Origin of the sequence: Microcoleus sp. Pol11C3 (assembly GCF_036701485.1) — a bacterium.
In the GTDB taxonomy this organism is placed as follows: domain Bacteria; phylum Cyanobacteriota; class Cyanobacteriia; order Cyanobacteriales; family Microcoleaceae; genus Microcoleus.
In genome coordinates this window covers 19,148-30,303 of sequence record NZ_JAUBQW010000076.1, presented here as the reverse complement: position 1 = coordinate 30,303, position 11,156 = coordinate 19,148, and the positions used below count along the sequence as shown (strand labels likewise).

Below are 11,156 nucleotides of genomic sequence, written 5' to 3'. Positions count from 1 at the left end.
GAGTTTCAGCTTCTAGTCTTATGCACGAGTCTATCTTTTATTAGATAAAGTTATCACCATAAGTTCTGAAGAGCCATCGCTGCTTTTTTCCTATCGCCTTACTTGATGGACTTAACCCAAAATTGGCTCTACAATACCCGCTGGGTTTCCCTAGCAGAAATTGAAAGCCTAAGTCCGGAAACAGCGAAAGTTATTAAGAAGGTTTGCAAGCAGAAAAAACTGACTCAGCCGCGTTTAGGAATTATCGACGACCAAAACCCTACTGCTTTTACTTACGGTTCATTTCCCAACAGCGCTCGCTTAGTCGTCAGCCAAGGTCTTTTCACCTATTTAGACGACGAAGAAATTGCCACTGTTTACGCCCACGAACTCGGTCACATCGTCCACTGGGACTTTGCAGTAATGACTTTAGCTTCGACTTTGGTGCAGATTACTTATTTAATTTACACTACAGCTCAAAGCCTCGGCCGAAGGGGTGGCGAAAAAGTTAAAAATGCGACCGGTACTGTAGCTGCTGTGGCTTATTTGTTTTACATCGTCGGCACTTATTTGTTGCTGTATTTGTCGCGGACGCGAGAATATTTTGCCGACCATTTTGCAGCCGAAACTACTGGCAACCCCAATGCTTTGTCTCGCGCTTTGGTAAAAATTGCTTACGGTATTTTGGAAGAAGGACAAAGAGCCACCGAACCCAGCCGCTTATTAGAAGGAACTCGCGCTTTAGGCATTTACGATGCCAAAGCTGCCACATCTACCGGTACTGCTTACCGGATTACTTCGGAACCAGAAAAAATTGGGCGAGTGTTTCTCTGGGATATGTTTAATCCGTGGGGTTGGTGGATGGAGTTGAACTCGACTCACCCGCTGACTGGTAAACGAGTTCGCGCTTTGAGCACTTATGCCGAACAATTAGGCTTGGATGTTGAGTTTGACATGGGCCGGATTGTCGGCGAAGGTAACGATTTGAGCAAGCGGAGATTGTACGGTAATTTTGTCTTCGATTTACTGCTGTACAGTGCAGAAACTCTGGGCTTAGCTGTGGGTTTTGCGATCGGCATTTCGCTGTATGTTGTAAATCCGATGATGATGGTTGCTTGTCCTTTAATCGGTTTGGGCGTGGGAATTTTGCTCAAAACTCTGGTGATGTTCCCGAATTACGAACAAGCCGAACATTTGGATGTTTTAACCTTGATGTCTGACCCTTATGCAAGTCCTTTGCGGGGTCAACCCGCGCAACTACAAGGCGAATTAATTGGTCGTGGCGATGCAGGTTATAGCTTCGGTTCGGATTTGAAATTGCAAGACAGAACGGGAATGATTTATCTGCGCTATGCTTCTCGTTTTGGGCCAATTGGTAATTTGCTGTTTGGCATGAAACGGGTTAAAAGTTTGATTGGAATGGATGTTAGGACTTTGGGTTGGTTCCGCCGGGGTGTTGCACCTTGGATGGATTTGATTCAGCTTGAAAGCGATAGCGGTACTACAGTTAAGAGTTATCACCGCTTCTGGTCTGTTGTGATGGGTATAGGGGCGATCGCGATCGGTATTTTAGCGCTATTTGTGTCATTCCCTGCTTAATAGTTGACAGGTGAAACCTTTTAAGTTAAATATAATTAAGCTCGAAAATGCGAGCTTCTTTTTTTTGTTACATAGGGTACTATCGAACTTAATACCGCTCTAAATTATCTTTTTTTATATCAAAATAGTAAGTTGCCGAACCACTTTCGACGTGTTAGCGCAGGGGCGCGATAGCACTCTTGTGGCACAGAAATAAGAAAGGAAGAAGTAAAGAAAGAGATAGGTAATCTTATGGTGGGAAGGAAGTAATTCAGTTATGAGCAAACATGACACTCAAAATTGCTACAATCAGTTTGTTGTTGATAGTATTAAGTTTAGCAGTCTCCAACCCGAGCAAAAAAGTTACGGGTAACTTAACAAAGTTGAGCGCCCAGACGGAAAACAGGGAGAAAAAAAACACCGTGCAAGATATTCTTGATGACAGTGCGAAATTAGAAAAAGTAGCTGGCGATTTCCAATTTATAGAAGGCCCAATTTGGCATCCAGACGGCTTTTTGCTGTTCAGCGATATTCCCGCCAATATTATCTATAAATTTGCTTCAAATCAGCAAGTTGAGGTATTTCGCCGCCCTTCGGGAAAAGCCAACGGCAATACTTTAGACAAAGAAAATCGCTTACTTACTGCCGAACACGAAAATCGCCGCGTATCCCGCACAGAAAAGGACGGCAAAGTTATCACATTGGCGGATAGATACGAGGGCAAGCGGCTCAACAGTCCGAACGATTTGGTTGTTAAATCCGACGGCAGCATTTATTTTACCGATCCGTCCTACGGTGTTAGTAAAGAGCAGGAAGAATTGGGTTTTTATGGTGTTTACCGGCTGGCCCCCGACGGAAAATTAACTCTGCTGGTTAAGGATTTGGTGCTGCCGAATGGCATCGCTTTTTCACCCGACGAGCAAAAACTTTATGTCAACAATTCGGAAGCGGGATACATTGCTGTTTTCGATGTCAAGCCAGACGGAACTCTTACCAATCAGCGGCTTTTTGCGGATTTAAAAGACGCTAGTCAAGGCGGAGTTCCCGACGGTTTAAAAGTTGATTTAGAGGGGAATGTTTACAGCACCGGGCCGGGGGGAGTGTGGATTATATCGCCGGATGGTAAGCTTTTGGGGAAGATTTCTGTGCCTGAGACGGCGACTAACTTGGCTTGGGGAGAAAGCGATCGCAAAACGCTTTATATTACGGCAAATACAAGTCTGTATCGGATTCGCCTTAAAATTGCGGGTGTGCGGCCTGGAAAATGATCTAAAATCGGGCGAAGTTGAAAGTAAAGCGGTTTTTATTAGGGGTAATTGACGGGGCATGATATAATCTTAGGTTTGAGAATCAGTCATTCCCCATTCTTTAATCTCGAATCTCAAATCTCTAATGGTATTAATAGCTCGGTTGCACAAATTTCTAACTGCTACAGTCGATCGCAAATCCCGATCGCACACAATATTTTGGTTAACTCTCAGCCTGACATTTGCCACCATCTATGCTATTTTAGGACTCAAGCAAGTCTTTAGCGCCGAGTATATGGTGCAAGACGATGCGAGGCAGCACGTTTTCTGGATGATGCGGTTTGTCGATCCTGAATTATTCCCCAACGATTTCATTGCTAATTACTTTCAATCAGTCGCCCCTGCAGGATACAGCACGCTCTACAAATTAGCCGCAACAATTGGCATTCACCCGCTATTGTTTCACAAAATATTGCCGCTATTTCTAGGCTTAATCTCCACTTATTACTGTTTTGGTCTTTGCCTAGAAATGTTGCCAGTGCCGATGACTGGATTTATTGCATCTTTGCTGTTAAATCAGCATATGTGGATGACCGATGATTTGGCTTCCACAACGCCAAGAGCTTTTATATATCCGATATTTCTGGCTTTTTTATATTATTTGTCGCGCAGTTCGTTGCTGCCTTGTTTAGGAGCGATCGCCCTCATCGGACTATTCTATCCTCCTTACGCCTTGGTTGCTGCTGGAATTTTAGTTTTGCGGCTGCTATGCTGGGAAAACGGCGGTTTGCGCTTGTCGGGCGATCGTACTAATTACCTATTTTGCACTACAGGTTTGGGAGTAATCTTTTTAGTAATGCTGCCCTATGCCTTAGATAACTCTGAATTTGGCCCAACTTATACCGCAGCAGAAGCGAAGCAAATGGGCGAATTTGCACCCGACGGCAGAAATGCTTTTTTTCGTCCAAACCCCAAAGATTATTGGTTGACAGGGCGGGGCAGCGGGATGTTTCCCAAGTCGCTGTTTACGCCTGTAACTCACTGTGTCGGATTGTTATTTCCGCTGCTGCTGTTTTTGCGATCGGCTTTTCCCTTAGCAAATCAGATTCAAAGAAAAATTTGGCTTTTGCTTCAGCTATTTTTAGCATCATCAGCGATGTTTTTTGCGGCTCACGCCACCATTTTTAAGCTATATCAACCCGGTCGCTATACTGCCTACAGCTTGCGATTTATTGTTGTTTTAATAACTGCGATCGCCCTAACTTTTATTATCGATGGAGTCTGTCATTGGGCATCAAAAACCGCAACAATATTTTCTTGGAAAAATCTAGTTGCACTAATTACGATAGCGATAATCGCTGTCGCAGTGGTGCTTTATCCCTGCTTGGTCGAAAAATTTCCCACAGTCGGGTATGTAGAAGGTAAAATTCCAGCTTTGTACAAATTTTTTCAGCAACAACCTAAAGATATTCTGATTGCTTCGATCGCCCCAGAGACGGATTACTTGCCAACTTTTAGTCAGCGTTCTGTTTTGGTTGCAAAGGAATATGCAGTGCCTTATCAGAAAGGCTACTACAGCCGGTATCGGCAGCGAGTTAGCGATTTAATTCGCGCTCAGTACACTCCCGATCGAGCTGTATTGCAAAACTTTATTAACAGCTATGGAGTTGATTTTTGGATGCTCGATCGCAATGCTTTGACTCTTCAGTATGTAGAGGACTACCGCTGGATCGATGACTTTGATTCTACACCGGAGGCGATGCTTGCTCTCAAACAAGAAAAAATTCCCGCCTTAGCTTCAGCAATGACAAGTTGTGCTGTTTTTCAGAATCAAATTGTAGTGGTTTTGGATGCGTCTTGTATTGGTAAATAGGCTGGGAGTTAAGACGAGGCAGAGCTAAAGCATCTGCGTTCCTAGGCAGAGCATGGGAACTATAAAGAACTGTTCGGATTCCTCAGCTACAATCGCTGCATGGATCTTCTGTAGGGGCGATCGCACAATGCGTTATAATGCCGATAGGAGATAATGGTGCGGGTCAATGACACAAGTTCTCGATCGGGAAATTCTCGATGGGCGAGTGGTGCTCAACGGCACTTGGGAGCAATTCAAGTTAATCCAGAAGGTTTCGGAAGATTCCCCTGGCATAAAGTTGTCTTTTTTTGCAGGGGCGATCGAGATTCTGATGCCGGGATTCCAACACGAAAATTTTTCTGAAATCATTGGTTACTTGGTGACCACTTTTCTGCTGCAACAAGGTATTAAGTTTTACCCTTCTGGTTCAATGACGCAGGAGAAGACGCCAGAAGCTTCTACTCAAGCAGACAAATCGTTTTGTTTGGGAGAACCTAAGTTGATTCCCGATTTGTCGATCGAGGTGGTTTATACTAGCGGTGGACTGAGCAAGTTGCCAAAATATCGAGCTTTGGGCGTGCCTGAAATCTGGTTTTGGGAAGATGGCACGCTGCGGCTGTATCATCTCCGGGAAGATGGCTACGAGCAAGTAATTCAGAGTAAACTGTCAGGATTGGAAACGCTCGATATCGATTTGCTAAGACGCTGCATTTTAATGGGTGAAACTGATTTGGCTGAAGCGGTTAAGGTTTTTGGGCAGGGAATCTCGATCGATCGTACATGACAGCAAAACGTTCGATTTTCCTAATTGGCGATCGAAATTTTAGTGGTTTTGGCCACATTGGGAAAAAATAGCATCCCCAGATCCCGGACTTCTTAAATAAGTCTGGTTCTGCTGTTGTTGGGAACGAGAAATACAGTCTTTTGTAGGGGGAATCCCCCTGCGGTGGCTACTCCTGATAGGTAATGTTGCGGATATCGTGCAATTAAATAACCTCCGCAATCAAAGGTGAATATAGATCCGGGGTCAAGTTCGCAGACAATGAAAATTGCACAAAAGCTCGATCGCCAATTATCTCTTGGGCAAAAACATGACAACACTTTACGTCAACCCAGCAACAGGCAGCGATTCCGCAGCCGGCATCCAATCGGCTCCATTCAAAACTATAGCCCGCGCGATCGCCCGCGCTGCATCGGGAACTACGATTCAGTTATCACCGGGAACTTACAGCGTTGGTAGTGCCGAACAATTCCCCTTGGAAATTCCCTCGGGAGTAAAAGTTATTGGTAATGAAATTAACAAAGGTAGAGGCATTCTGATTCAAGGCAGCGGCAAATTTGTCAGTCCCACCGCTGCAGACCAAAATATCACGATACTGCTAGCAACTAATTCGGAATTGCGCGGAGTAACTGTTACTAATCTCGATAGTCGCGGCACGGGAGTCTGGATTGAGTCAACTTCTCCGACTGTGGCTAACTGCACTTTCACACTTTGTAAGCGCGAAGGCGTTTTTGCCACGGGCACTGCTAATCCTGCGATTCTCGACAACATATTTGTGGAAAACTCAGCCGCTGGCGTAATTACGGCGGGAACTGCTAAGGGAGTAATACGGCGCAATATTTTTCAAAAGACGGTTTTGGGCATTTCTCTGCAAGCTCAGTCGGCTCCTTTGATTGTTGATAACCAAATTTTGGAAAATCGATCCGGTATTGTTTTAGCGGGGGAATCTCAGCCGATTTTGCGTAAGAATCGCATTGAAAAAAATACTGAAGATGGTTTGACTGCGGTGGGGAAGTCGCTGCCAGATATTGGTACGGCTCAAGATTTGGGTGGCAATATCTTTCAGAATAACGGCGAATTCGACTTGCAAAACGCGACTGGGGTGAAGATTTTTGCGGTGGGAAATCAGCTCAATTCTTCGCGAGTGAAAGGTTTATTTGATTTGGGCAATGTGACGCCAACTCCGACTCCTGGGGGGGGAAAGTTCAGCGACATCAGCACGCACTGGGCCAAGGATTTTATCGATCGCTTGGCAAAGATGAATATTGTTAGCGGGTTTCCCAACGACACTTTTCAACCTTACGAGATTGTAACTAGAGCTCAGTATGCGGCTATGTTAACCAAGGCGTTTGAATTAGTGCCGCGCCGTGAGGCGACGGTTTTTAAGGATGTGGCGGCGGATTTTTGGGCGCAAGGTGCGATCGTCCAAGCTAATCGAGCTGGCTTTTTGGCTGGATATCCAGACAGCACGTTTCGCCCGGAGCAGAATTTGACTAGAGTTCAGGCGATCGTATCTTTGGTAAACGGCTTGCAGTTGGCGGGCGGCAACCCCAATTCTTTGAGCGTTTATGTCGATCGATCTCAGATTCCCAGTTTTGCCACCGACGAGATAGCAACCGCCACAGAGCGCAAAATCGTGGTCAACTATCCAGCGCGCGAAAAGCTTGCCCCCGCCCACGACATCACCCGTGGCGAGATATCCGCCCTTATCTACCAAACTCTGGTAGCCACAAAGCGGGCCGAACCCATTAACTCTCCCTACATCGTCTGAGGGAATTAGGAGACAAGGGAGAGGAGAAATTGGGGTACAAAGAACTCACATCTTGCACCATTCTTAAGAACAGGCAAGATGCCTGTTCCACAAAGAGTAGATTTTCTTGTGGGTTTGGCATCCTGCCCGCCCGGAAAGGATTATTGAGAATGGTGCAATATCTCAGAAGAACCAACCCATCACCCCTCGCCCTTGTCTCCGATTGCCTCACTCTCACCCACTCTCACCCACTCCCACTCTCCCAAGTCTTGATTTGCGAGTACCCGAATCGTTTTATGATTAAACATTAAGAAATTAAGCAATCCTTAAGGTTCGAGTGTCAGATTATGGCTAAAATTCAATTCTCTCGGGGTATAGACGAAGATGCTGTGCCCGAAGTGCGCCTAACCCGTTCTAAAAGCGGAGAGCAAGGCACTGCCACGTTTATCTTTGAAAATCCCAAAGCTCTCAGCAGCAGCAGTACCGAAGACATTACTGGAATGTACATGATCGACGAAGAAGGCGAAATCCTCACTCGCGAGGTTAATGCTAAGTTCATCAACGGTCAGCCAGCCGGTTTGGAAGCTCTTTATATAATGAAAAGTTCCGCAGAATGGGATCGATTTATGCGTTTCATGGAACGCTACTCGGAAGCAAACGGCTTAGGATTTAGCAAGGCATAATTGATGGGGAATAGGGCATGGGGCATGGGGCATGGGGTATGGGGCATTGGTTATTTGATAATGAATAACTAAGAACGAACAAATTACAACTAACTAATGACTTATTCCCTCTTCCCTTTTCCTGATTCCCTCTTCCTTCTTGCTTCTTCCTTTTTCCTTCAACATCTGTTATATGACGCAAATTCCTCACCCCGACTTATCTAAAATAACCGTAAATTGCGCTATCATTACTGTTAGCGACACGCGCTCGGCTGAAACCGATAATAGCGGCTTGTTAACTAAGAAGCTGCTAAAGGATGCGGGTCACTCTGTGGTAGCTTACACTGTTGTTAAAGATGATGCGGCCAAAATTGTATTGCAAATGCAGGCTTTTTCCCAGCGTGAAGATGTGGATGCAATCATTTTTAACGGCGGCACGGGCATCGCTCCCCGAGATACGACCTATGATGTGATGGAGAGTTTGCTAGACAGGATTTTACCGGGATTTGGGGAGATATTTCGGTTTTTGAGCTATCAAGAAATTGGTTCGAGGGCGATCGCCTCTCGCGCCGTTGCAGGCGTGTATCAAGGCAAGTTAGTCTTTTCTCTTCCCGGCTCTAGCAATGGTGTGAAACTAGCTGTTGAAAAGCTAATTTTACCAGAATTAGTTCACTTGGTAACGCAGTTGCGCGGAGGGTGAGAGCGAAAGTTCGGTTAATTGACTGACCGAAATAAATTTGGTTACAAGTCGCCCGAGGCATCGGTGGAGCGAGAAAAAAGCTTTGAATCCTCATCGCAAGCCCCCGGGTTTAGCAGTGAGGTCGCTTTCTTCAATTCTTTAATCTAAAATCTAAAATCCACTGACTGCATTCACCGCAAGAAACGGGTGGCTTTGAGCCTAGTCTATGGCTAAATTGAGGAAACATCAAAATTCCCTTGACTTAGACTACATGATTTCGATGCAGAATGCGAGTGTCGATGCTAGCGAAGATTATCACCGGATTGCTCGGGCGATCGCCTTTATGCGACAACACCACCTAAACCAGCCCAATCTGGCAACTGTGGCCCAACACATAGGACTTAGTGAATATCATTTTCAACGGCTATTTACTCAATGGGCAGGCATTAGCCCCAAGCGGTTTTTGCAATATCTGACAGTTGAATATGCCAAGTCAAAAATTACTCAGACTAAAAGCCTTCTCGACCTAACATTGGACGTGAGACTATCGAGCCCCGGACGATTGCACGATTTATTTGTCACCTTGGAAGCAATGTCACCAGGGGAGTTCAAAGCAGGCGGAGCAGGTTTACAAATTCGCTATGGTATTCATGATACCCCGTTTGGCACATCTCTAATTGCTACAACTACCCGTGGTATTTGTAATCTTTATTTCTTGGAGACAACAGACGAAAAAGCCGCCGCACAAAGACTGCAATTGGCATGGAAAAACGCTGAAATCATTCGTGATCAGCAAGCCACTCAATCATTGCGTGACGTGATTTTCAATTCAGAAACTCTCAGCGAGCAAAAACCACTAACGCTTTTGGTAAAAGGCACTAACTTTCAGATTCAAGTTTGGCGAGCACTTTTGAAATTGCCATTTGGCGCGATCGCCACCTATCAGACGATAGCTCAAATGGTAGCACGCCCAACTGCTGCTAGAGCTGTAGGAAATGCGATCGGTAACAATCCTATCGGCTATCTAATTCCATGTCACCGAGTCATTCGAGAATCTGGAGAACTCGGTGGCTATTGCTGGGGACTAGAGCGTAAAACAGTCATGTTAGGTTGGGAAGCTAGCCGTACAATTTGCGATCGAGCCCGATAGCATTACTATTTTTGCTACTGGCCTTCGCAATCGATCGCAGATAAATTTAAGGCTGCAAGGTCGATCGAGGACTTCGGAGTATGTCAAAATACACTAGAAATATTGTGTATCGCCAGTTTTTCAATGACGCTGCCTACCGGATCTCGTTCTCCTGCTTTGTTCCAAACGCTTTCGCTGGTAGCTGACCCGATCGCATTTTTTGATCGCAACTCTGCCAAATACGGCGATACATTCACCGCCCGCGTGCTGGGGCCCGCTTCGCCCCCCGTGGTGTTTCTGGGCAGTCCAGAAGCCATTCAGGCGGTGTTTACCACGTTAGCCGATGCCTTTGAGTTTGGCAAAGTGACCAACGTATTTCGCCCGCTGGTGGGAAATGAATCCCTAATTATGAATGAAGGGTCGCGACATCTGCGACAGCGACAGCTATTAATGCCCGCGCTGCATCGGGAACAGTTGCACAGTCAAGGGCATTTGATTGTTGATTTGACCAAAAAGCAGACGATCGACTGGAAAGCCCCAGATGCGATCGCAGTCCGCGAAGAAATGTCAGAAATTTCGCTGCAAGTAATCTTGCAAGTCGTGTTTGGATTAGTGCCGGGAGAGCGCTACGAACGCCTGAAACAATTGCTCAGCAAGCTTTTAGAGGCGATTACCTCCTCGCTGTACTCGATACAATTTTTCTTTGAACCGTTGCAGCAAAATTTGGGATCTTGGAGTCCGTGGGGGCAGTTTTTGCAGCAGATGGCGGAGATTGACTCGCTGATTTATGCGGAAATTGCCGAGAGGCGATCGCATTCTCTCGATTCGTCTCGCACGGATATTCTGTCGGTGTTGATGATGGCCCGCGACGACACGGGCGAATCCATCAGCGATCGAGAATTGCGCGATCAGTTGATGACGCTGTTGTTATTGGGACATGAAACGACTGGATCGGCGTTGACTTGGGCGTTTTACTGGCTGCATCAGTTTCCCGAATGCCTTGCTAGGTTGCGGAAGGAATTGGATGAATTGGGCGAGAATCCCGATCCGATCGCGCTTTCGCAGTCGCCCTACTTAACAGCAGTCTGCAAAGAAGCGCTGCGGGTTTATCCAATTGCCTTAATTTCGCAGCCGCGCAAGGTGAAACGGACGATCGAACTCGAAGGCTATACATATGAACCGGGAACGATTTTAATCCCCTGTGTCTATTTGGCGCACCGTCGCCCTGAAACCTACGAAAATCCGGCTCTATTCAATCCCGATCGCTTTTTAGACCGCAAGTTTTCCGCCTCTGAATTTTTACCGTTTGGAGGCGGGAGTCGAAGCTGCATCGGGATGGCGTTATCGATGTTTGAAATGAAGCTCGTTTTAGCAACGGTGCTGTCTTCGCGTGAGTTTGTATCGAATCTCGATCGGCCAATTCGTCCGGCGCGCCGGGGAATCACCTTTGTGCCGCCCGATCGGTTTCGATTAACGGTTGTGGGCGATCGGCGTTAGAT

General features: G+C 46.2%; 9 protein-coding genes. All 9 read left to right on the top strand.

Translation table 11 applies throughout. The annotated features are described in order from the left end of the window. The first annotated feature begins 105 nt into the window (after window positions 1–105). The 9 genes from QUA40_RS17620 to QUA40_RS17580 all read left to right on the top strand — a co-directional run bounded on the left by QUA40_RS17620 (window position 106) and on the right by QUA40_RS17580 (window position 11,154). Window positions 106–1,578, top strand: a complete 1,473-nt coding sequence (locus QUA40_RS17620) for a M48 family metalloprotease (RefSeq protein WP_333128053.1) — start codon at window positions 106–108, stop codon at window positions 1,576–1,578. A 266-nt stretch (window positions 1,579–1,844) separates the two neighbouring features. Beyond that, window positions 1,845–2,825, top strand: coding sequence for an SMP-30/gluconolactonase/LRE family protein (locus QUA40_RS17615; protein ID WP_333128051.1), 981 nt, complete (start codon window positions 1,845–1,847; stop codon window positions 2,823–2,825). A 124-nt stretch (window positions 2,826–2,949) separates the two neighbouring features. Beyond that, window positions 2,950–4,677 (top strand): hypothetical protein, encoded by a 1,728-nt coding sequence (locus QUA40_RS17610; RefSeq protein ID WP_333128049.1) that lies wholly within the window; start codon window positions 2,950–2,952, stop codon window positions 4,675–4,677. A gap of 166 nt (window positions 4,678–4,843) precedes the next feature. Then, entirely contained in the window at window positions 4,844–5,440 is a 597-nt protein-coding gene (locus QUA40_RS17605; RefSeq protein ID WP_333128047.1) for a Uma2 family endonuclease, read from the top strand. 307 nt (window positions 5,441–5,747) lie between these two features. Beyond that, a complete protein-coding gene (locus QUA40_RS17600; RefSeq protein WP_333128044.1) occupies window positions 5,748–7,208 on the top strand; it encodes a DUF1565 domain-containing protein in 1,461 nt (486 codons plus the stop codon). 326 nt (window positions 7,209–7,534) lie between these two features. Further along, complete coding sequence (gene psb28, locus QUA40_RS17595; RefSeq protein WP_333128042.1) at window positions 7,535–7,870, top strand: photosystem II reaction center protein Psb28; 336 nt, start codon at window positions 7,535–7,537, stop codon at window positions 7,868–7,870. A 172-nt stretch (window positions 7,871–8,042) separates the two neighbouring features. Beyond that, window positions 8,043–8,549 (top strand): MogA/MoaB family molybdenum cofactor biosynthesis protein, encoded by a 507-nt coding sequence (locus QUA40_RS17590; RefSeq protein WP_006632696.1) that lies wholly within the window; start codon window positions 8,043–8,045, stop codon window positions 8,547–8,549. Window positions 8,550–8,754: 205 nt separating this feature from the next. Further along, window positions 8,755–9,678 carry a methylated-DNA--[protein]-cysteine S-methyltransferase gene (locus QUA40_RS17585; RefSeq protein WP_333128039.1) on the top strand — a complete coding sequence of 308 codons (924 nt, stop codon included), beginning with the start codon at window positions 8,755–8,757 and terminating at the stop codon, window positions 9,676–9,678. Window positions 9,679–9,801: 123 nt separating this feature from the next. After that, window positions 9,802–11,154, top strand: coding sequence for a cytochrome P450 (locus QUA40_RS17580; RefSeq protein ID WP_333128037.1), 1,353 nt, complete (start codon window positions 9,802–9,804; stop codon window positions 11,152–11,154). Window positions 11,155–11,156 lie beyond the last annotated feature (2 nt).